Below are 21909 nucleotides of genomic sequence, written 5' to 3'. Positions count from 1 at the left end.
GGTGAAAAAGGCGCCGGCAGCATGCCGTTGCCGCTACCGTTAGCGTGCTTTGCCGCGAGCGCTCTTGCCGGCGGTACCGGCGCGCGGGGCCTCTTTACCCACCGGCGCCGTGGCGCCGTTGATCTGCTCCATCCACGACAAGGCGTCGACATAGGAGAGGAACTGCTTGAGATAACCGGGCGATACTTCGCGCATGAGCGAGAGCGCACGATGCACGAGGCTGCTCGAGTTCAGCGGACCGGCGTTGCCAGGCACCTGCTCGAGCGACTGTCGCATCTGCTTCTCGGTACGGACTTTGGACCAGACTTCCCTGAAGTAATCGAGTTCCGCCAGTTCCGGATACGAGGCGGATCGCGGCCAGCCGTTCGTCGCGAGCGCATGTTGACTCGCGATGGAGTCGACGAGGCTCTTCAGCGTTGCCTGCGCGGGCTCGTCTGGCAACGACGCCGTGCGGTCCGCGCGCCTTAAGGCGTCGGCATCGTCCGTCGAGCCTCCTGAACGTTCGATCTGCCCACCATAGGCTTCCAGCAGACCGGCTAACCGGTCATCCAGAATCCGTCGCGCCTCGCCGCTGTGGCCGGCCGCGCGCCGGGCCAGCGCCTCGATGAAATGAAAGCGGACCGGATCCAGACGATCGGCGCCGCACGCGCGCCACGCGTCGAGCGTCGCCCGGGCTCCGTTTGCCGGGTCGCTGTCGGGCTTACTCACGAGGCTTCACCGTGGAAGACGACGGTCGCGGGACCGGCGCGATTTCCACGCGCCGGTTTTTGGCGCGTCCCTGCTCGTCGGTATTCGAACTCACGGGTTGGCCGGAGCCGAACGCGGCCGCAAAGAGCGACGAGGCAGGCACGCCGTCGTCGATCAACGCGCGCGTCACCGTCAACGCCCGTTGCGCCGACAATTCCCAGTTATCGGCGAAACGACGATTGCCTTCGCGCAAACGCTGGTCGTCGGTAAAGCCGCTCACCATCAGGATCTCGTCATTGGCGCCGAGATACGCGGAGAGCGGCCCGGCCAGACTCTTGAGCAGATCCCGCCCTTGCGGCTGCAACTGATCGGAGTTCAGCGCGAACAGCACATTGCCGCTAATGCCGATGCGGCCATTCACGAGTGTCACGCGCCCAGCCGCGAGCGGGCCCGCGAGCGCCTGCTCCAGCGTCTTGCGGCGCTGCGTTTCGAGCTGACGCTGCTTGACCTCCTGCTCCAGCTTGTTCGACAGCTCCAGTTGCACGCCAATGACGCCCACCAGGATGAGTACGAAGGCGCCGAGCAGCACCGACATCAGGTCGCCAAAAACCGGCCAGATCGGCGCGACCTGCTCCACGCCGCCGTCGATGTCCTCGCTCATGCCGCTTCAGCCCCGGCTGCCGCGCGCCGCCCGGCGAGCTGCTGCAGGTCTTCGACGATCTGCTTCTGCGACATCACGCTCAGGTCGATGACTTCCCGCGCCTGCGCCACGTAATACGCAAGCTGTTCGTCGCTGCGCGCGAGCGATTTGTCGAGCGCGGTTTCGATACGCTGCAGGTGCGCGACCAGCTTGTCGTTCGACTCGCCGAACACTTGCACGGCGGCGCCGAAGGCTTCGCCGAGGCTCGCCACTTCGACAGCGCTGCCGGTGACTTGCGCGGCCACCGAGCCCAGCTTGCCGGTTTCGAGTTCGATCCTGTCGGTGAAGCGTGTCCCCACGCGCTCCAGCAAATCCGCCGAAGTGGCGACGAGCGCGTCGACGGCCGTGCGCTGCTCGGTGGATGCGTGATTGACCGCGTCGAGCAGCGTTTCCAGCGTTTCGAGCAAGCGGCTGCGCTCCTGCAGCATCGCGGTGTCGCGCACCATGCTGTCGGAGAGTTTCTGGCGCAATTCGGCGACGACTTCGGCGGCGGCTTTGGGTGCTTCCGAAGCCGCTTGCACGAGTTGACCGATCTCGGCGATCGTGCTGCTCGCGTGTGCCTGTGTCTGGGCCGAAATGTCGCGCGCGGTTTGCGCCAACGTCTCGCAGATTTCCTGCTGACGGCTCGCGGTGCGCGCGCCCGCCTGTTCCCATTCGTGGCTCAACGTCGTCGCCATCGCTCCGAGCGCCTCGGTCCAGGCGGCCAGCCTCTGCTGATCCCGCGCGGCCAACTCCGCTTGCAGGTTCGCCGCGGCCTTCGGCGCTTCCGCCGCGGCCTGGACCAGCCGGTCGATTTCGGCAATCGTGTTGCTCGCGTGAGCCTGCGTCTGGACCGATATGTCGCGCGCGGTTTGCGCCAGCGTCTCGCAGATTTCCTGCTGACGGCTCGCGGTGCGCGCGCCCGACTGCTCCCACTCCTTGCTCAACGTCGCCGCCATCGCGCCAAGCGTGTCGGTCCACGCTGCCAACCGTTGCTGATCCCGCGCGGCCAACTCCGCTTGCAGGTTCGCCGCGGCCTTCGGCGCTTCCGCCGCGGCCTGGACCAGCCGGTCGATTTCGGCAATCGTGTTGCTCGCGTGAGCCTGCGTCTGGACCGATATGTCGCGCGCGGTTTGCGCCAGCGTCTCGCAGATTTCCTGCTGACGGCTCGCGGTGCGCGCGCCCGACTGCTCCCACTCCTTGCTCAGCGTCGCCGCCATCGCACCGAGCGCCTCGGTCCAGGCGGCGAGCCGCTGTTCGTCCTTCGAGCCCAACTCGGTCTGCAACTCCGCGTGCGACCGCCCCACGCCGCGCAACAGGGACGCCGCGTGCTGCTCGAACGTCGCGGCAGCCGCCGCCAGGGCTTGCTGGTTGCTCGCGGCAAGCTTCTCGCCGACGCTTTCCTGGCGCGACAGCGCCTCGTTCCAGGCCTGCGACACGCCACCCACCGCGCTTTCCAGGCGTGCGGCGACGCCGTCCAGCAAACCGGCCGAGCGCTGTTCGAACGTGCCGGTGAAGCGATCCAGCGTGTCACGCAGGTGCTGCGCCAGTTCCTCACTGGAACGCTGATGCCCTTCCAGAGCCTTGTTCCAGATGTCCGCGACGGTCGTGGTGCTCGCCTCGAAGCCGCTCGACAGTCCGTCCAGTTGCCGCTGCACCGCGTGCGTGACGGTCTCGTGCAACGCGGCCGTTTCACGCGCGAGACCGGCCATCGTGGCCTCCATGACCGGCTGCAGCGCCGCGCCGGCGGCACGCGTGCTGTCCGCGACGCTCGCCTTCAACGACTGCTCGACCGAACTGGCGAGGCGCGTATAAGTGGCCTCGGTCCGGCCATGGAAAGCCTCCTGGCTCGCGATCTGCCGCTCATTCAAGGCGAGGCTCTGCTGCTCGATGGCCCCCATCATCGTCTGCAAGTGGTCGACCAGCGTGGGCATCACCTCGGCCTGACGTTGCAGGAGCCGGAAGGCTTCTTCCCGCTGATGACTCTGCGAGTAGATGCGCAAGGTCGTCGCGATCTTCACGTCGAGCATCTGCGCGGCCTGCAGGCGCTCGCGCCGGCACAGCGCGGACAGCAGCCCCAGCATGGCGGAACTCGCCACGCCCGCAATCGAGGTGCCGAACGCAAAGCCCAAACCCTTGACCGGCGCGGCCAGCGAGGCGCGGATCGCCTGCAGGTCGGTTGCGCTTTCCAGCGCCATGCCGGTGCCGCGCAAAGTGGCCACCATGCCGAGCAGCGTACCCAGCATGCCGAGCAGCACCAGCAAGCCGACCAGATAAGGCGTCAGCGCCGGACCTGGCAAGGCCACGCGCTCGCCCTCGACACGCAGTCGCACCGCGTTGCGCAGGCTGGGATGCAAGGGCTCGAGCCATGCGCCGAGGCTCGGCGGCGGCGCGGGCAGCCCCGCGACGGCGCGCGTCAGCGTGCCAGTGGCCTCGCGGTAGCGGTGTAATTCGAGCGCGCCCGCCACGTAGCAAGCGCCGATCAATAAAGTGACGGCCAACGCCAACGGGTTCGAAACGGCGTAGCCGGCGGCGATCCAGCACACAGCGGCCAGACCAGCCAGAAACACAACGAGATCAATACGATATCTGGACATAGTGTCCCAGTTAGCTGGCGCGAAGGGCGGCGAGCAACCCTTCGACCGGTTGTAAACGAATATCCAGTTCGGCAAGCAACACGCTTTGCATATCCTTGCGGAACAGGTTCAGCCATGCGCCGGGCGTGACCGGCGTTGCGTCGCCGGTGGCGTCGCCTGCAGAGTCACCCGAGGCCGCAGCCTCGGCCTCGGCCTCGGCGGCGGTAAGTACCGCCTGCTCGGCCGCGCGCAAGCGCTCGAAGTGCCCCGCGAGCAGCCCGGGCACGGCAGCCAGCAGATTGCGCTCACGTTCGCTCAGGGCGCGCTCCATGACCGCGTCCACCACCGCGAGCCGCGCCATGGCGGGCGTTCTGGCCGCCAGCATGGCTCGCAGACGGCCGCGCAGATTGCCGATGCCCGTTTCCATCGACTGCTGGAGGGCGAGATAGCGCTGACGAAAAACCGCGTAGTCGGCCGCCGGCTCCGTGGGCGCAATCCGCGACGGCGCGTGAGCAGCTCCGTGTCCATGTCCGTGCGCGTGTCCATGGCGCCGCGCGGCAGCGAATACGCTGTCGCCCGTGATCGCCTTCGCCAGCGAACTGCGCGCGCGCACATAGTCCGCCTCTTCGGCGCTGCCGAAAACTCGACCGCCGGCCGCGACAGCAGGCGGATTGCCGTTCAGCGCCGAGGACAGCGCGATGGCGTCGGTCCAGCCGAGCCATTGGCTGAGCCGGTCCGAGAGCGACTGCCTGGATTCGGGAATGTCGGCATCCGCGAGGCGAGCCAGTAAGCGAATGAGCGCCGGGCCGCTGAGCGCGGTGCGCGGGGGGGCTTGCAACATACCACCGGAGTCAAAAAAGTCAGCAGTTTACACGCTGACGGGACCGGGGCGGCTGCCGTGCGATCCGTCGGCCGTGCGCAAAAGGCATTGGATCGTGCCGAACGCCCTGCCGACGGGCCTTCCAGCCTGCTGCTCCAGCCGCTTGCGCGGCGCGCTGAAGCGCGACGCCCCCGGTCGCCGCAAGGTTCTTGCGCATGCATTGCGTGATGCCGGGTTCGGATTGAGATCCGGACGACTCCATGTAAGATAAACGTTCGCTTCATTGCGCCTGCGCTCGGCGCCGCGCGACCCGAATGTCGGACGTTTGGATCGCGGAAATCTTCGAACAAAGTGACTTCAGGCGAGGCACGTCAATAGAATGAAATTCGATACGGTTGTGCTCGGGGCGGGCATTGTCGGCGTGTGCATTGCCGTGCATCTGCAGAAACGCGGCCGCCAGGTCGCGCTGGTGGATCGCAAGCTGCCAGGCAATGAGACGTCGTTCGGCAATGCAGGCCTGATTCAGCGCGAAGGCGTCTATCCCTATGCGTTTCCTCGTGGGCTCGGCACGTTGCTTCGCTACGCGCGCAATCAGTCGCCGGACGTTCGCTACCATGCCGACGCCATCCTCAAGACCACGCCCTTCCTGTGGCGATACTGGCGCAACTCTCATCCGTCGAGGCACGCCGCCATTGCGAAGTCGTATGCGACACTGATCGAGCATTGCGTGAGCGAGCACCGTGCGCTAGCCGCCGACGCCGGCGCAAGCGCGCTACTGCGCCCGATCGGCTGGATGAAGGTGTTTCGCACCGAAGCGGTTCTCGAGAAGGAAGCGCTTGTCGCCGAACGCTGGCGCAGGGAATACGAGGTCCAGTTCGAAACGCTCGACGCCGCCCGCCTGCAGCAGATCGAGCCCGATCTCGACAAGACGCTCGTGGGTGGCGTGCGCTATCCGCAATCCGATTCCGTGAGCGACCCGAACGCACTGGTCACCGCGTACGCGAAGTATTTCGAAGCGCTGGGCGGACGGTTTTTTATCGGCGATGCGGATACGCTTCGCGAAGGCTGGCAAGTCGATACGGAGGAAGGCACGATCTCGGCAGCGTCCGCTGTCGTGGCGTTGGGGCCGTGGTCGGATCGCGCGAGCGCGCGCCTGGGTTATCGCTTGCCGCTCGCCGTCAAACGCGGATATCACATGCACTACGCGCCGCAGGGAGCGGCCCGCCTGCATCAGCCGGTGCTCGACGCGGAAAAAGGCTACGTGCTGGCGCCCATGGCACGCGGCATCCGCTTAACGACGGGCGCGGAAATCGCCCACCTCGACGCGCCGAAAACGCCGACGCAGCTCGCCGCCGTCGAGCCGGCCGCCCGCGCGCTTTTTCCGTTGGGCAAACGTCTGGATGCCGAACCGTGGATGGGCCGGCGCCCCTGCACGCCGGACATGATGCCGATCATCGGGCCCGCGAAAAAGCACGACGGCTTATGGTTCGCGTTCGGTCACGCACATCATGGACTCACGCTAGGTCCGATCACAGGACGCCTCGTCGCCGAAATGATGACCGGCGAAGCCACCGTCGTGGACCCGCTGCCGTTCAGCGTGGAGCGCTTCTAACGGCAAGCCACGCCAGTGGCAACAGACCGGCAGCTCTATTTGTACGTTATGGATTGCTACCGCACGGCGCACCATTTATTGCCGAGATCGGCGGCGGACAACGCGCCGCCGAATTCCGCCGCGCTTACAGGACGACTGAAGAAGTAACCCTGCTGCATGTCGCAACCCATCTCGAACAGAGCCGTAGCCTGCTCGTGTGTTTCCACGCCCTCGGCTGTTGTCGTCATGCCGCATGCGTGCGCCATCGTCACGAGCGCAAGCACGATCGCGACCGAATCGCGATCGTGCGGCAGGCCCGCGACGAACGAGCGATCGATCTTCAGATTGTGCAAGGCAAAGCGCTTCAGATAGGAGAGCGACGCATAGCCCGTACCGAAGTCGTCGATGGCGAGCTTGACGCCGAGATTCGCTAGCGCCGCCGTGGCCGCCGACACCACCGGGTCATTCGGCAACAACATGCCTTCCGTTATCTCCAGTTGCAGCGCCGATGGATCGAGCCCATTGCGCTCGAGACACGCGGCAACGTGCCGCACGAAGCGTTCGTTGACCTGGAGCGGCGAAATGTTGACGGAGACAGCGAGTTGCGGCGCAAGGCTCCAGCGCCATTGCCCGGCCTGCGCGCAAGCCTGTTCCAGCACCCAGTCTCCGATGCTCTCCATCAGACCGGCTTCTTCGGCAACCGGAATGAACTCGGCGGGAGCGACCTCGCCCAACTCGCTATGGGTCCAGCGCAGCAAAGCTTCCGCGCCGACCGTCTCGCCCGAGGCACTGTCGACGATCGGTTGATAAACGAGCTTGAGTTCACCGGCCGCCCGTGCGCCGCGTAACAACGCTTCGATCCTGAAGCGGCGTTGCAGCTCGCATTGCATGTCAGCCGTGAAGTATTGCGCACGGTTCCGGCCGTGCTGCTTCGCGTGGCTCATCGCGAGACCGGCGTCGCGAATCAGTGCGGCTGCGTCGCGTGCTTCACCGCAGGAGCGGGAAATGCCGATCGACACGCCCACGTAATATTCACTGTCGCCCACCTCGATCGGTGCGGTGAACAGCTCGAAGATCCGGCGCGCGTAGGCGCAGATCGTCAGCGGGTTGCCGCGGTCGTCGACGACGATGAGAAACCCGTCGCCACCGATGCGCCCCAACAGACCACGTTCACCGATCACTCCCTTGAGCCGGCCCGCGATGTCACGCAACACGTAGTCGCCGACATCGTAACCGCCATGATCGTTGATCTTGCTGAAGCCATCGAGATTGACGAACAGCACGGCAATGCGTGCCGCGCGCGGCGATTTTAGTAAATGCTGAAGGCACTCAGCAACGTAGACGCGATTGTGCAAACGGGTGAGCGAGTCCAGGACCAACGCATAGCCGGCGTGGTGAACAGGCTCCGGCTGAACGGTACTCGCACCGCAGCGCATGGGTCGTGCGGCCTCGTCGCGAGGCAAACAGGAGATTGAATCGCTTGCACGCGCTTGCATGCGGCTGTTGGTCGCTGGGTGAGTCATCTTTGCACTCCTGCACTTTACACTTCGTCCGGGGAGAACGGCCGGAAAGGGGTGGACCAATCGCGCCAGCATCGACCCTTCGGGCCGCTGTGCACGAGTGACGCATTGCCAACGCGCATAACGAATTGACAGACAGGGCCGGAGCAGGGAGACTTGAACAAGCTGCGCGGCGTGAACACCTCGGGGGGGCATTCATAACAGTGCCGCCACGATATCCCGGCATCGCCCGCACGAAAACGGGTCGTCCGAGTGAACGCGTAAAGCAAAGCTGAACACTTTGCTGCACGCCGCACGAACCACACAATCAAAAATGAAAATTCACCAGCTACGTGCGCTTGTCGCCATTGCGGACGCGGGCAGCGTCCGCGGGGCCGCGCGACTGCTCAATTCGTCACCCGCTGCAGTCACTCAAAGCCTTCAGTATCTGGAAGAAGCCGTACGAATGCAGCTCGTAGCCCGCACTTCGTCGGGCGTCACACTGACCGAATGCGGGCAGACGCTGCTCGCCCATGCGCGGCTTATCGTCGCGCAGATGGCGCGCGCGCATCAGGCCGTGGATTCAATGCGCGGCGATCCAAACGGGCGACTCTCGATTGCCGTAACGGCATGGGTTGCAATGACGTTTTTGCCGGAGGCGGTCGCGCGTTTTCGCGAAAGAATGCCGGACATCCAGCTCAACGTCTTCGAAGGCTTGATCGCCATCGCCAACCCGCGTTTGCGCGACGGCAGCCTCGACATCTTCGTCGGCAGGCAAACGCCAGGGATGACTAACTGCGAGTTCAACTACCGGCCGCTGTTTTCTTCGAGCCTCGCCATCGTCGCGCGGCAGGATCATCCGCGCGCGAACAGCCGCTCACTAACCGATCTGCTCGATCTCGACTGGCTCGTCGCGCTCGACCCCGAAACCGAAGGGCAGGCGCCGTACCGGATGTTCCTGCAGCACGGCTTGCCCGCGCCGCGCAGTATTCACTTCCTTCACTCGTTGACCGTCGCCTTGCCGCTGCTCAAGCGCATGGACATGGTCAGCATCTTTCCGTGGCCGCTCATCGAATTGTGCGCGGCCCGCGAGGGCCTATGCGCGATCCCCGTGCGGGAGCAGCTCGACGAGTCGATGGTCGGGATCATCACGCGCGCCGGTCAACCTTCGGACGCTGCGGCGATGTGTTTTATCGACTGCCTGATCGATACGATCCGCGACGAATCGTGGGCGCGCACGCCGGACACGCTGCGCGCGACGCATTCGGTGGAAATACTGGTTTAGCGGCCCACGCGCGCCCGTTCAATACGAACCGGGCGCAGCGCTGGGCCTGCTCGCGACATACCTGGTCAGCTCGCGTGTCCAGATCGAACCCGCAATAAAAAACGCCGCGAACAGTAAAGTCCGCGGCGTTCATTGACCAGACCGTGAGTCGGTCAGGCTTCGGCTGCAGCCACTACTCTGCGCGGCGACAGAACCGATACGACAAAACTCACGACGATATTGGCCACCAGCGCGATCAGGCCGATATAGACCGGATAGACCGCGTCACCGAGATGCAGTGCATACACCGGCTTGAGCCCTTGAATGATCGCGAGGCTCGTGCCGATCACAATGCCGACCAGCCAGCCGAGGAACAGGCCCGTCGTATTCAAACGACGCGTGTACAGCGAGAACACGATAGCCGGGAAAATCTGCAGAATCCACACGCCGCCCAGCAGTTGCAGGTCGATCGCGTACTGCGTCGGCAGGAACACGATGAACAGCAGCGCACCGAACTTCACGACGAGCGAAACGATCTTCGCCGTGGAAGCCTCGCCTTCAGGCGAGATATTCGGCGAAACCAGCGGACGCCACAAATTGCGCGTGAACAGATTGGCCGCGCCGATCGACATGATGGCCGCGGGCACCAGCGCGCTGATTGCGATCGCCGCCGCCGCGAACCCGACGAACCACGACGGGAACAGCGTGTTGAAGAGCGCCGGCACCATGTCCGAAGCGGACTTCACATGCACGCCGGCCGCGATCGCCATATAGCCGAGCAACGCGATCAGGCCCAGCAGCAGCGTGTACGCCGGCAGGAAGATCGCATTCTTGCGCACCGTATTCGCGGACGAGGACGACAGCACCGCCGTCATGGTATGCGGATACATGAAGGCCGCCAGCGCCGAACCCAAAGCCAGCGACGCATACGCGGTGAATTGCGTCGGCTTCAGAATGATGCCGGTCGCGCCGCCCTTGGCCTTGAAATACGTATCGGCCGCGTCGAACACATGCGCGTAGCCACCGAGCTTGGCCGGAATCAGCCACACCGCCGCGATCACGACGATGTAGATCATGATGTCCTTCACGAACGCGATCATTGCCGGCGCCCGCAGGCCGCTCGCGTAGGTGTAGAGCGCGAGAATCACGAAGGCGACGATCAGCGGCATTTCGCCGGTCACGCCGAGCCCCTTGATCACGACCTGCATGCCCACCAGTTGCAACGCGATATACGGCATGGTCGCGACAATGCCGGTCAAGGCGACCGCTGCCGGGAACCACTTGCCGCCGTATTCGCCCTGCACGTAGTCCGCTGCCGTGATGTGGTTTTTCGCATGCGCGATCTTCCACAGTTTCGGCATTACCGCGAACACGAACGGATAGACGATGATCGTGTAAGGCAGCGCAAAGAAGCCATACGCGCCCACCGAATAGACCAGCGCGGGCACGGCGATCACCGTATAAGCGGTATAGAAGTCACCACCCACGAGAAACCACGAAATGACCGTGCCGAACTGGCGGCCACCGAGGCCCCATTCGTGCAACTGGGTCAGATCGCCCCGTTTCCAGCGCGCGGCAAAGAAGCCGATCACGGTGACGAGAACAAAGAACGCGATAAAGACGGTCATCGCAACCGGATTCACAGGATTCACTTCGCTCATTTGACACCTCGGTACACGATGTAAATCAGTAGCGAGGTCAACGGCACCCACAAGAACTGATACCAGTAGAAGAACGGAAAGCCCGCGAACGAAGGACGCGTGTCGTTATAGAACGGCAGCCACAACAACGCGATATACGGGATCAGCAGGATCAGCCATAGCCATGAACGGCCGGCAGGTTGGGAGGTCTCCACAAACTTCTCCTAAGTCTATTATTGAAACCGCGCGCCACGACTCGTGGTGCAGCACGCGGAAACCGGTTACCTGACAGTAGACGGCAAAACCGGATGTGCCCTTTGCGCCACGCCATGCGCGCGGCGGCAGGCGTGAGCGCCCGCAAGGCGCATTACGCCGCGGGGATGTAGTATTCGCCTTCGTAAGCGTCCTCACAAGCGCGCAACTACGTAAGCCGGCTACGTAATAATACGTAGCCCGTCGGCTGTGTTTTCAACGATGAAACTCAAAGCAAAGATTGTCCTGCTGGCGATCGTGCCCTTTCTGGCCGCCATCGCCAGCATCGAACTCGGTGTGCGTCAGGAAGCCACAGCGCTTGCCGAGACGCAGCACGCGACCACGCAAGCTGCGTACATGGCGAGCAAGGAAGTCGAGCTCAAGCATTACGTCGAGCTCGCCACCACCGCGATCGCGCCGCTCTACAACGCCGGCCAGGACAATGCGCGCGACGACGCGATGCTGCGCACGCGCGCGCTGGAGATCCTGGAGAAAATGGACTTCGGCAAGGACGGCTACTTCTTCGTGTATGACATGCATGGCCGCTCGCTGATGCATCCGCGCGAGCCCGACCTCGTGGGGCGCGACCTGTGGGCGCTGCGCGACCCGCAAGGTACGCTGACGATCCAGCAACTGCTCGCCGCCGCTTCGCGCGGCGGCGGCTACGTGCGCTACCTGTGGCATCGTCCGTCGACCGGCAAGGTGGCGTCCAAACTCGGCTACGTGGTGCCGCTGGAGCGCTGGGGCTGGATGATCGGCACCGGTATCTATCTCGACGACGTGGATAGCACGCTCGCGCATATCGACGAAGGCGCGGCTGCCAACATCGATCGTACGATGAAATGGATCGACGCGATCGCCGTGGCGGGACTCGCCGTGATCGCGCTGTGCGCGCTCGTGCTCAACGTCACCGAGTATCGCAGCGCGGACGCCAAGCTGAAGCGGCTTGCGCAGCAGGTGGTGGAGTCGCAGGAAAACGAACGGGCGCGGCTCTCGCGTGAACTGCACGACGGCATCAGCCAGATGATGGTCTCCGTCAAGCTGCTGCTCGAATCCGCGCTGGCGCGCTTCGAGCGCAGCGAAGTGCGCGTGCCCGCGGCCGAGGCCGCGCTCACGACCAGCCTCACGCGCCTCGGCGACACGCTGCGCGAAGTGCGGCGCATTTCTCACGCGCTGCGTCCGTCGATGCTGGACGACCTCGGCGCGGCCGCCGCGCTCGAACAACTGACGCGCGAACTCAGCGAGCAATCCGGTATCGAGATCGGCTTCACGCAGATCGCGCATACCCATGCCGCGGTTTTGCCGGACACGGTCAACACCGTCCTGTTCCGGATCGCGCAGGAAGCGCTGACCAACATCGTGCGGCACGCGCAGGCGTCGAGCGCGGCGTTAGCTTTGGAAGTGTCGAACGACGCCGTTACGCTCACCATTGCCGACAACGGACGCGGCTTCGACGTGGCACACGCCTTCGTCGGCCGGCGCTCGGGCGTGGGCTTGCGCAATATGCGCGAACGGCTCGAAGCGCTGGGCGGCACGTTGTCGCTCAGCTCACAAGCCGGCCACACTCTCGTCACCGCGCGCGTGCCGCTGGGCTCGACCGAGCCGACTTTGCCGGCCTTGCAGGAAACCTGACCATGAACGACACCTCACCCGCTATCGCCCGTCTGATTCTCGTCGACGACCATCCGCTCGTGCGCGACGGTCTGCGCGCGCGGCTCGAAGCGGTGCGCAATCTCGAAGTCGTCGGCGAAGCCGGCAATGCGCAGGAAGCGCTCGCGCTCGCCGCGAGTGCGGAGCCGCATCTCGTGCTGATGGATGTCGGCATGAACGGGATGAACGGCATCGTGCTGGCCGGCATGTTTCACGAGCGCTTCCCGGCGATTCGCGTTCTCATGCTGTCGATGCACGACAATCTCGAATACGTGACCCAGGCGGTGCGCGCGGGCGCAAGTGGCTACGTACTCAAGGACTCGCCCGCCACCGAAATCATTCAGGCAATCGGCGCGGTGCTCGAAGGTAAGCAGTTCTTTAGTGCAGGACTGGGCGCGCGCCTGATTCAGGCTTCGGCAATGCAGGCGCCCGTAGAACGGCTCACGCCGCGCGAGCGCGATATTCTCGATGCGCTTGCGGAAGGTTTGTCGAGTAAGCAGATCGCTCAACGCACCGATCTCTCCGTGCGTACGGTGGAAACGCATCGGCTCAACCTGAAACGCAAACTCGATATCGAAGGCCAGGCGGAGTTGATCAAGTTCGCGGTCGAGAACCGGCGTACGACCCGGTAAAGTCCTGACTGGCGCATGCCGGCCAAGCACCCGCACAATCAGCACCGCCTCCACTCGAAGCACGGCCGTCGTTCCGTCTGATCCACTCAACGCCCGACACCTGGAGCTGATGAGGATGAAACGCTCGATCCCATTGCGGCTGGCGAGCCTGCTGATCTGCTTCGCCACCAGTCATGCGTACGCCGAAGCGGCCCGCCTCAATCGCGGTCACGACCCATTCTTTCAGATCTCCAAAGCGATCGGCGACTGTCCGGTGCCGTTGGGTCCGCTCGAAACCGCGCAGGAATGGCTCGACGACAGCCATTACCGGATCGAGCGCGGCAACAGCTGCTGGGTGGAAGGCCGCTGCCGTTTGTCGAATGCATACCTGTACGACGCGGAAATCGCCGACGCCGTGCAGCGGCGCCTCGCTAACATCAACTTCGCCACGCACTGGCGCGAACAATCGACGCTATGGCTAACGCTGCAACGTCGATTCATCTACGTGCAAGGGTGCGTCGCGCCGGGTTTCGACAAACAGGCCTTCCTCTCCGAACTCGCGAAAACCGCGGACGTCGAGCGCGTGATCGACGACACGACGAACGATCCGCACGCTGCACAGCTCCCCTACAAAACGCTTGCAGATCCGGACCGACCCGTGCTCGATCCCGGCAACTAACCACACACTGCGGCTGCCGATAGCCAAGCGCGCGTGATACCCGGTATCACGCTGCAACGCCTATATCGACAATCGAACATAGCAACGCAGAAATCAAACTTTGTCCGTTTCGACGTCATTGCTACCATCGGCGACCCGACATACCCGGTCAGCAGAACAATGACAACACAACGATCGCAGCGCCCCTCTCTTCGTCTTGGCATGATCGGCGCCGCCGTGGCCAGCCTCGTCGTCCTCGCATCCTGCGGCGACGACAATCTGCCCGGCCCGACGCCCGCACCCGTTGTCGCGCAGAAACGACCGAACATTCTGTACATCATGGCCGACGACCTCGGCTATTCCGACATCCACGCGTTCGGCGGTGAAATCAACACGCCCAACCTCGACGCGTTGGTGCAATCGGGCCGCATCCTGACGAATCACCATACGGGCGCCGTCTGCGCGATCACGCGTTCCATGCTGATCTCGGGTACCGATCACCATCTGGTCGGCGAAGGCACCATGGGTGTGCCGACCGATGAGCGCAAAGGGCTGCCGGGTTACGAGGGCTATCTCAACGACCGCGCGCTCTCCGTTGCGCAATTGCTGAAGGACGGCGGTTATCACACGTACATGGCCGGCAAATGGCATATCGGTTCGGGCATTGTCGGCAGCACCACGGGCGGCGGACAGACGCCCGACCAATGGGGCTTCGAACACAGCTACGCGCTGCTCGGCGGCGCCGCGACCAATCACTTCGCGCATGAACCGGCGAACTCGCAGAACTACACCGAAGACGGCAAATATGTGCAGCCTGGCCAACCGGGACAACCGGGCGGCACGGGCGGCAGCCCCGCGGTGTTCTATTCGACCGACTTCTACACGCAGCGCCTGATCTCGTACATCGACTCGAACAAGGGCGACGGCAAACCGTTCTTCGCCTACGCGGCCTACACGTCGCCGCACTGGCCGCTGCAGGTCCCCGAACCTTACCTGCACAATTACGCCGGCAAATACGACGCCGGTTACGACGCGATCCGCAATGCACGCATTGCCCGACAAAAAGCGCTCGGCATCATTCCGAACGACTTCGTGCCGTATGGCGGCGCATCGGAAACGCTCGTCGCCACCGCGGCCACCGTGAACAACGGCACGGTCAACGCGAAATACGTGAGCGCCGTGCATAGCGCCGCGCAAGGTTATACCGACTACGGCCCGGGCACGGTGAATAAGACGTGGGCAAGCCTCTCGCCCGCCGAGAAGAAGGCTCAGGCCCGTTATATGGAAATTTACGCGGGCATGGTTGAAAACCTCGACCACAACATCGGTCTGCTGATCCAGCATCTGAAGGATATCGGCGAGTACGACAACACGTTCATCATGTTCCAGTCGGATAACGGCGCGGAAGGCTGGCCGATCGACTCCGGCGCCGACCCGACCGCGACCGACACCGCCAACGCCGCCGACCCGATCTATTCGGCACTCGGCACCGACAACGGCAAGCAGAACGCGCAACGTCTGCAATACGGTTTGCGCTGGGCCGAAGTGAGCGCCACGCCGTTCCGGCTGACCAAGGGTTATTCGGGCGAAGGCGGCGTATCCACGCCGTTGATCGTGCATCTGCCAGGTCAGACCGCCCAGAAGCCGACACTGCGCGACTTCACGCACGTGACTGACAACACCGCGACCTTCCTCGCCGTTGCGCAGGTTTCGCCGCCCACGCAGGCCGCGCCGCCGCTCATCAATACGCTGACCGGCGTCGACCAGAACAAGGGCAAGGTGGTCTACAACAATCGCTACGTGTATCCGGTGACCGGGCAATCGCTGCTGCCGCTGCTGAACGATCAGGCCACGAGCGCGGTGCACACCGCTTCGTTCGGCGACGAAGCGTATGGTCGCGGTTATCTGCGCAGCGCCGACGGCCGTTGGAAAGCGTTGTGGACCGAACCGCCCCTCGGCCCCGTGGACGGCCACTGGCAACTGTTCGATATGAGCGCCGACCGTGGCGAAACGCAGGACGTGTCGACGCAGAATCCTTCGGTCATCGACGGTCTCGTGCAGCAGTGGAACAACTATATGAGCAGCGTCGGCGGCGTCGAGCCCTTGCGTCCGCGCGGTTACTACTGAGCGCGCAATGACCGTTCGATTCAAGCTGAAAAGACGCGCGGCGCTTTATGGCGCCTACGCGGCGATCGCCGCGCTTGCGTTCGCCGCCGCTTTCACCGCCGCGACGGCCGCTTCCGCGGTTTTTAGCGGCGGCAAACAAAGCGCGTTCGACAACCTCAACGCGGCGCGCCCGTTGGCCGCGCTCGGCTCCGAGCAGCAATGCAAGCGCTACGCAGGCCTGCCGTCACGGTGGCGCGACGATCCGAAAGCCGGCATGGTGCATCTGCATGGCGGCGACTTCGTATTCGGCAGCAAGCTCGGTTACGAAGACGAGCGTCCCGCCGGCGACGGCAGGACGCGTGTCGCCGGGTTCTGGATCGACCAGACCGACGTGACGAATGCGCAGTTCGCGGCCTTCGTCAAAGCCACGGGCTATGTCAGCGACTCCGAGCGTCAAGGCGGCGCCGTGGTCTTTCACATCCCGACTCGCGACGAAATGAACGCACGCGATCTCGCCTGGTGGACGTGGGTGAAAGGCGCCGCGTGGAATCATCCGACAGGACCGGGCAGCACGCTCGCAGGCCGCATGAACCAGCCGGTGACGATGGTCACGCAAGCCGACGCGTTGGCCTACGCACGCTGGCTCGGCCGCGATCTGCCGACCGAGGCCGAGTGGGAATACGCAGGCAAAGCGGGCCGCGAAGGTGCGGACCTCGACACGGCGCCACGCGACGAACACGGCAAACCGAGCGCGAATTACTGGCAAGGCGTATTTCCCGTACTCAATACGAACGAGGACGGTCATGTCGGTCTTGCGCCTGTCGGCTGCTATGCCGCCAACGATTTCAAGCTCTATGACATGATCGGCAATGCATGGGAATGGACCAGGGACGTTTATAGCGGTCCGCACCAATCCCATACCAACGGCGATACTGCGGCGGTCGCGCCGCTCAGCCGCAAGCACGATACGCCGATGGTCATCAAAGGCGGCTCGTTCCTGTGCTCGCGCGACTATTGCGTGCGCTATCGGGCGGCGTCGCGCGAACAGCAGGAAGCAGACTTGCCGGCGTCGCATATCGGCTTTCGTACGGTGTTGAGGGACGCGTCATGAAGCCGCGGCTATTTGCAACGGTCATGCTGCTGATGGCTGCTTCGTTGGGTCAGCACGTACAGGCTGCCGCGTCGCAAGTCATCAAAGTGGGCGTCAGCCGAGGTGCGCACGCTGAGATCATGGACGAAGTGCGCCGTGTCGCGGCCGGCCGCGGACTCACGCTCGACGTGGTCGTATTCGACCAGCCCGAGCGCATCGACGCCGCGCTCGCCGCGAAGCAGATCGATGTGGCGAGTTTCGAAGACGAGCCGCGCTTCGACGCAGAGCGCAAACAGCACGGCTATGCGCTGACCAGTGTCGGCACCACCGTGACGTTTCCCGTCGCCCTGTATTCGCGCAAACTGACGAACCTCGGCCAATTGCAACGAGGTGCGACGATCGCCATTCCCGACGACCGGGACGGCACCGCGCGTGCGTTGATCCTGCTGCAGAACTTCACGCTGCTGACGTTCAGGGACAACGCCGGTCTGCACGCGACGCTCGCCGACATCACGAGCAACCGGCTCAATCTGCGGATCCGCCAGGTGCCGCGCGCGCGTCTGTTCGACACATTGAACAACGTAGCCTTTGCCGTAATCGATAGCGATGACGCGGCTCGCGCGGGCCTTTATCCGGCGCGCGACAGTCTCGGCCTCGAAGATGCCCGCTCGCCCTACGCCAACGTGTTGACAGTTCGCGAAGCCGATCGCACGAAGCCTTGGGTCGCGCAACTGGTGGCTGCTTACCATTCGGACGACGTCGCGCATTTCATTCTGACGCGCTATCAGGATTCGGTGCGCCGGCCGTGGTGAACGCTTTCTCGTTCGCGTGCACGGCGTGCGGCAAATGTTGCAACAGTCCGCCTGCCATGTCGTTGCCCGAATTGTTCCGGCATCGCGACCGGTTCATCGGCTGCATTGCGATTGGCCGTGTGCCGCGCAGGCGCTTGGGTGAACGCATACGTGTCGGCAGGCACGAAGCCGTACTCGACGAGGCTGATAGCGCCGCCTTCGAGTCGATTGCGGGTACGCTGCTTCATCGCGCCGGCGACACGTTCAGCATCATGACGCAGGGCTACGATTACCCGTCTCTGGCGCGTTGCCCCGCGCTCGCAGAAGATGGACGCTGCGCCATTCATCTGAACGGCAAGCCGCTCATGTGCGAAGTGGTGCCGCTCGATCCGCTCGTGCCGGACAGGCTCCAACATCTGGTGCTCGCCGGGCGCAATCAGAGCGCCTCGTATATTGGCGCCGATTGTATTCAGGAAGGTGAGCGCGCGGACGCGACATTGATGGTCGCCCAAGGCGAGATAAAAGACGCAAAGGCGAGAGACGCTCTGGCACGCCGCCGCCGTGATCTCGAAAGAGAACATGAAATATGGGGTCGTGCCGTATTCGAATCGCTGCGCAAAGACCTGTTCGAGTCGCCTGTCGCGTTGGCGCGTATTCCGCCGGGCGGCTTTCTGACGATCTCCATTGTGCCGGCGCTGTTGGCCGTGGCAGGCATTTCCGCGCGTTGCCGACAGCTATGCCTCGACTATATCGACAGCCAGCTCGCGCTGACCGACCGCAGTATTGAGCAAGCGCTCTCGCGCCGCCGCCTGGAGGATCGTCCGGTGACGCAGGAATTGCGTGGATTCGCTCAGGCCTATCAACGCGCGAAAGCGCTTCTTGGCGCACCGCTTCGCACACCGCTTCCCATACCACTTCCCGCTATCGAGTCGGAGATCGGCACGCCCTCTTCCCTATCGAACACCGAAGCCTATCTCTCTGGTGCGGATCATTGACCAGAAGATTCGTCAGAGCTGCGTATCCAGCAGCGGCACGAACTTCTCGATCAGCTTTTCAGTGAACGGGCGATGCATCCATGATTCGAGCGTGACCTGCTGCGACTTCTTGATGTCGTCGGCAAAAACGGCCGTCTGCTGCTTTGCGAAGTCGCGGTCATAGATGTTCAGATTCGCTTCGTCGTTGAGCTTGAATGAACGGTTATCGAAATTGGTCGAGCCGACCGACACCAAAAATTCGTCCACCACCAGCAATTTGCAGTGAAACATGGTCGGCTGATACTCGAACATTTCCACACCCGCTTTGAGCAGATCGCCCCAGCATGCACGCGACGCTTCACGCACCGTGTGCGTATCGATCCGGTTTCCGGGCATGATGATCTGCACTTTCACGCCGCGTTTCGCCGCCTCGACGATCGCGTTGATGGTCAGCTTGTCGGGCACGAAATAGGCGCTCGCCAGATGAATGGAGTGCGTGGCCGCCGTGATCGCCATCAGATACATCAATTGCATATCGTCGCTGCCACCCGAGGGCGAACTGCTGAACATATGCGCGAAGCCGTCGCCCATTGGCTCGATGTCGGGAAAATATGCGGGACCGTGGAGCACATTGCCGGTTGCCTTGACCCAGTTGTCCATGAACACGGCTTGCATGTGGCCGACCACCGGACCCGCTACGCGAAAATGCGTATCGCGCCAATGCTTCTCATCTTGCGCATGGCCGGTCCATTCCGACGCAATACCCACCCCACCCGTGAATCCGATACGCCCGTCAATGATCAGCAGTTTGCGGTGCGTGCGATCGTTCATGCGGCCAAGTCCGGTCCAATGGGGCTTGTGATACTGAATCACCTCCGCGCCGGCATCGCGAAGCAGATTCAGATAGCGCTTGTCCATCTTCGAAGACCCAACCCAGTCGAGCAATACATGCACCGCGACGCCGTCGCGTGCCTTATCCGCGAGCGCCTGCGCAATCTGCTCGCCGATCTCGCCGGACCAGTAAATGAAGGTTTCAAACGTGATGGTTCGACGCGCGGAACGGATGGCTTCCAGCATCGAAGGAAAGATGTGGTCGCCGTTGAGCAGCATCTCGAAGCGATTGCCCGAGAGCACCGGCGGCCCGAGCAATAAACCCATTGAACGCAGAAACTGTGGATCGTCGCTCGCATAGAGACGTTCGATCTTATGCTCGATCTTCTTCTCGCCACTCGATAAATTGGCAATCACCAATATGATCAGAAGCGTGACGAAGGCGGTAATGGGAATTGCCAGCATGCGTGGCCTCGATGCTTATCAGCGGAACGCGTTAGATGCGCGTCCTGCGGTTTGACGGAACCCCGGACCTCGGCCCGGCCTTTACGCCACACGCAGGACGCATTGCGCATGCCCGTTGCAGGCCCGCGCCTTGCTACTCGACCTGACTACCTGACGAGCGAGAACGCTTCCCGGCTGGCGATTTCGCCTGCGCCATAAACGCCGACCACGGTATAGTCCGACGCCACGCATTCGAACGTGGACTCATTGAAGGTAATGACGAAATGGCGCTTTGCGGCTCCCGTCGATGCAACCGCAGCAAGCTCGACGACAAGTTCGGCGACAAGCGACGAATTGGTGATTTCGTGAACCGAGTAACCGATCAGACCGTGCGGGGCGAGCGGATGAATCTCGAGATCGACGTCGCCGGGCGGGCCGAGACGGTGAAATATCGTGTCAGGAAATAGCACCGTGCAGAAAGGATCGTCGTCGGCATCGAATGGTCCGAACCGCTCAAAGTCGGATTCCGCAATCGGATAAGAGAGAATAACCCGGCGGGCACTGGCGACAATGAACGGTTCGGCGGCATCTTCCGCCGGATGAGGAACGCCGTCCAGCAGGACGACCTGGTCTTCCTGCTGGGGTGATTCGAGCGTACTGGTCATCTACTTCACAACTCCGTTGCGCTTATGCGCTGGCTGGTGCGGGTGAGGCTTGCGGTGCCGCAGCGGCACTCGTCGCGACGGCTTTGCTTTTAGCCGCGACCTTGCGGACCGGTGCTTTCCTTGCGGCCTTGGTCGCGGCGCTCTTCTTTGCGGCCGGCTTTGCCGCGCCTTTCTTGGCCGCTACTTTCTTGGCCGCTACTTTCCCGGCTGCCGAAGTAGCTTTCTTCGCAACCGTCTTTTTGGCCGTTGCCGCTTTCTTTGCCACCACCTTTCGGGCTGCGGCTTTCTTGCTCACTACGCCGCCAGCCGCCGCCGACTTCACTTTGCCCGCTTTCTTTGCAGCCTGGTGGCCAACATCAGCCGCTGCCGCCGAGGCGCTCTCGATCAGGAACTTCGTACGGTCCTTGACTGTGGCGAGCCATGCCGGCGCCGGGCCACGGCCGCTCCAGGTAGCACCCGTTTTCGGATTGATGTACTTGGGCGGTTGCGCGCCTTTCGGCTGACCTTTGCCGCCTTTCGCATGGGTGACAGCCGCCTTTGCCGCCGACTTCAGTTCGCTCGCGCCTTCGATCAGGAACTGAGTGCGGTCTTTCACGCTGGCAATCCAGCCCGGCGCGCGGCCATGGCCCGTCCACGTCGCACCGGTTTTATGATCCCGATACTTGGCGATTGCCTTACCGGCGCTGGCGCCTTTCGCTTTGCCACTACCAGCATGACCGTTCAAACCTCCGGCAGCACGTCTTGCCTTCGCGCGGGCTTCGATATCCTCGGTAGTCAGGCCATGCTTGAGCATCAGGTCGCGAATCTGGTCGACCGCAACTTGCGCTTTTCTGGCAATAAGGGCGTCAGCTTGTGCCTGAAGCTTTTTAAGCTTTGCCTGGATTTGCTCTAACGTGGGCATTTGATTGCTCCTTATGTGGTAATCGATCGAACTATGCCACGAATGACGTGAGAAAGGCAGATCGGCGTGGCTATATATACACGAGCCTGAGTCGATCAGGCATGCGGTGGAGTACGAACTTTTTCGGTTCATTACGCCATCGCCATACTTTTCCTGACTTTTCGAATACCGCCCCCCTTC

The 21909-nt window shown here is 63.1% G+C and carries 19 protein-coding genes; 9 read left to right on the top strand and 10 right to left on the bottom strand.

Features of this window, described 5'->3' with window-relative positions; genetic code table 11:
- Positions 1 to 39: 39 nt before the first annotated feature.
- The 4 genes from AC57B1_RS27220 to AC57B1_RS27205 are packed head-to-tail and all read right to left on the bottom strand — an operon-like array spanning position 40 to position 4783.
- Entirely contained in the window at positions 40 to 708 is a 669-nt protein-coding gene (locus AC57B1_RS27220) for a DUF2894 domain-containing protein (protein WP_496419212.1), read from the bottom strand.
- The gene (locus AC57B1_RS27215) at positions 701 to 1348 is read right to left on the bottom strand and encodes an OmpA family protein (protein ID WP_091807158.1); all 648 of its coding nucleotides are present in this window, start codon (positions 1346 to 1348) and stop codon (positions 701 to 703) included. The genes AC57B1_RS27220 and AC57B1_RS27215 overlap by 8 nt, the downstream gene beginning before the upstream one ends.
- Positions 1345 to 3963, bottom strand: a complete 2619-nt coding sequence (locus tag AC57B1_RS27210) for a DUF802 domain-containing protein (protein WP_496419211.1) — start codon at positions 3961 to 3963, stop codon at positions 1345 to 1347. The genes AC57B1_RS27215 and AC57B1_RS27210 overlap by 4 nt, the downstream gene beginning before the upstream one ends.
- 10 nt (positions 3964 to 3973) lie before the next feature.
- Complete coding sequence (locus tag AC57B1_RS27205; protein WP_496419210.1) at positions 3974 to 4783, bottom strand: DUF3348 domain-containing protein; 810 nt, start codon at positions 4781 to 4783, stop codon at positions 3974 to 3976.
- Between the two features lie 358 nt (positions 4784 to 5141).
- On the opposite strand from AC57B1_RS27205, the gene AC57B1_RS27200 reads away from it, so the two are divergent.
- Positions 5142 to 6374, top strand: coding sequence for an NAD(P)/FAD-dependent oxidoreductase (locus AC57B1_RS27200; protein WP_496419209.1), 1233 nt, complete (start codon positions 5142 to 5144; stop codon positions 6372 to 6374).
- Positions 6375 to 6430: 56 nt separating this feature from the next.
- Here AC57B1_RS27200 and AC57B1_RS27195 read toward each other — a convergent pair whose 3' ends face one another.
- Entirely contained in the window at positions 6431 to 7876 is a 1446-nt protein-coding gene (locus AC57B1_RS27195) for a putative bifunctional diguanylate cyclase/phosphodiesterase (RefSeq protein WP_496419208.1), read from the bottom strand.
- 310 nt (positions 7877 to 8186) lie between these two features.
- On the opposite strand from AC57B1_RS27195, the gene AC57B1_RS27190 reads away from it, so the two are divergent.
- Complete coding sequence (locus tag AC57B1_RS27190; RefSeq protein ID WP_408185151.1) at positions 8187 to 9137, top strand: LysR family transcriptional regulator; 951 nt, start codon at positions 8187 to 8189, stop codon at positions 9135 to 9137.
- 152 nt (positions 9138 to 9289) lie between these two features.
- On the opposite strand, the gene mctP is transcribed toward AC57B1_RS27190, so the two are convergent.
- Both mctP and AC57B1_RS27180 read right to left on the bottom strand, forming a co-directional pair.
- On the bottom strand, positions 9290 to 10777 hold the full coding sequence (gene mctP / locus AC57B1_RS27185) for a monocarboxylate uptake permease MctP (protein ID WP_496419207.1): 1488 nt from the start codon (positions 10775 to 10777) through the stop codon (positions 9290 to 9292).
- Positions 10774 to 10971: a DUF3311 domain-containing protein gene (locus AC57B1_RS27180; RefSeq protein ID WP_091807142.1), complete on the bottom strand. Its 198-nt coding sequence runs from the start codon at positions 10969 to 10971 to the stop codon at positions 10774 to 10776. Before AC57B1_RS27180 ends, mctP begins: the two co-directional genes overlap by 4 nt.
- A 259-nt stretch (positions 10972 to 11230) precedes the next feature.
- Here AC57B1_RS27180 and AC57B1_RS27175 point away from each other — a divergent pair, with 259 nt between their 5' ends.
- The 7 genes from AC57B1_RS27175 to AC57B1_RS27145 all read left to right on the top strand — a co-directional run bounded on the left by AC57B1_RS27175 (position 11231) and on the right by AC57B1_RS27145 (position 18909).
- The gene (locus AC57B1_RS27175; protein WP_408342440.1) at positions 11231 to 12640 is read left to right on the top strand and encodes a cache domain-containing protein; all 1410 of its coding nucleotides are present in this window, start codon (positions 11231 to 11233) and stop codon (positions 12638 to 12640) included.
- A gap of 2 nt (positions 12641 to 12642) precedes the next feature.
- Positions 12643 to 13290: a response regulator gene (locus AC57B1_RS27170; RefSeq protein ID WP_408299984.1), complete on the top strand. Its 648-nt coding sequence runs from the start codon at positions 12643 to 12645 to the stop codon at positions 13288 to 13290.
- Between the two features lie 115 nt (positions 13291 to 13405).
- Entirely contained in the window at positions 13406 to 13948 is a 543-nt protein-coding gene (locus AC57B1_RS27165; protein WP_496419206.1) for a hypothetical protein, read from the top strand.
- A gap of 159 nt (positions 13949 to 14107) precedes the next feature.
- Complete coding sequence (locus AC57B1_RS27160) at positions 14108 to 16054, top strand: arylsulfatase (RefSeq protein WP_496419205.1); 1947 nt, start codon at positions 14108 to 14110, stop codon at positions 16052 to 16054.
- Positions 16055 to 16061: 7 nt separating this feature from the next.
- On the top strand, positions 16062 to 17144 hold the full coding sequence (locus AC57B1_RS27155) for a formylglycine-generating enzyme family protein (RefSeq protein ID WP_496419204.1): 1083 nt from the start codon (positions 16062 to 16064) through the stop codon (positions 17142 to 17144).
- 23 nt (positions 17145 to 17167) lie between these two features.
- Positions 17168 to 17935, top strand: a complete 768-nt coding sequence (locus AC57B1_RS27150; RefSeq protein ID WP_496419331.1) for a MetQ/NlpA family lipoprotein — start codon at positions 17168 to 17170, stop codon at positions 17933 to 17935.
- Between the two features lie 56 nt (positions 17936 to 17991).
- Positions 17992 to 18909, top strand: a complete 918-nt coding sequence (locus AC57B1_RS27145; protein WP_408342432.1) for a hypothetical protein — start codon at positions 17992 to 17994, stop codon at positions 18907 to 18909.
- A gap of 12 nt (positions 18910 to 18921) precedes the next feature.
- Here the strand turns inward: AC57B1_RS27145 and cls are convergent, their stop codons facing one another.
- The 3 genes from cls to AC57B1_RS27130 all read right to left on the bottom strand — a co-directional run bounded on the left by cls (position 18922) and on the right by AC57B1_RS27130 (position 21729).
- Positions 18922 to 20184 carry a cardiolipin synthase gene (cls, locus tag AC57B1_RS27140; RefSeq protein ID WP_408342430.1) on the bottom strand — a complete coding sequence of 421 codons (1263 nt, stop codon included), beginning with the start codon at positions 20182 to 20184 and terminating at the stop codon, positions 18922 to 18924.
- A gap of 146 nt (positions 20185 to 20330) precedes the next feature.
- On the bottom strand, positions 20331 to 20828 hold the full coding sequence (locus AC57B1_RS27135; protein ID WP_408342428.1) for a hypothetical protein: 498 nt from the start codon (positions 20826 to 20828) through the stop codon (positions 20331 to 20333).
- 22 nt (positions 20829 to 20850) lie between these two features.
- The gene (locus tag AC57B1_RS27130) at positions 20851 to 21729 is read right to left on the bottom strand and encodes an H-NS family nucleoid-associated regulatory protein (RefSeq protein ID WP_496419203.1); all 879 of its coding nucleotides are present in this window, start codon (positions 21727 to 21729) and stop codon (positions 20851 to 20853) included.
- Positions 21730 to 21909 lie beyond the last annotated feature (180 nt).

This window comes from Paraburkholderia sp. BGA-UO-ETr-F21 (assembly GCF_059567925.1).
Note: the sequence above shows the minus strand (reverse complement) of the source record. Positions and strands in the feature narration are given on the sequence as shown.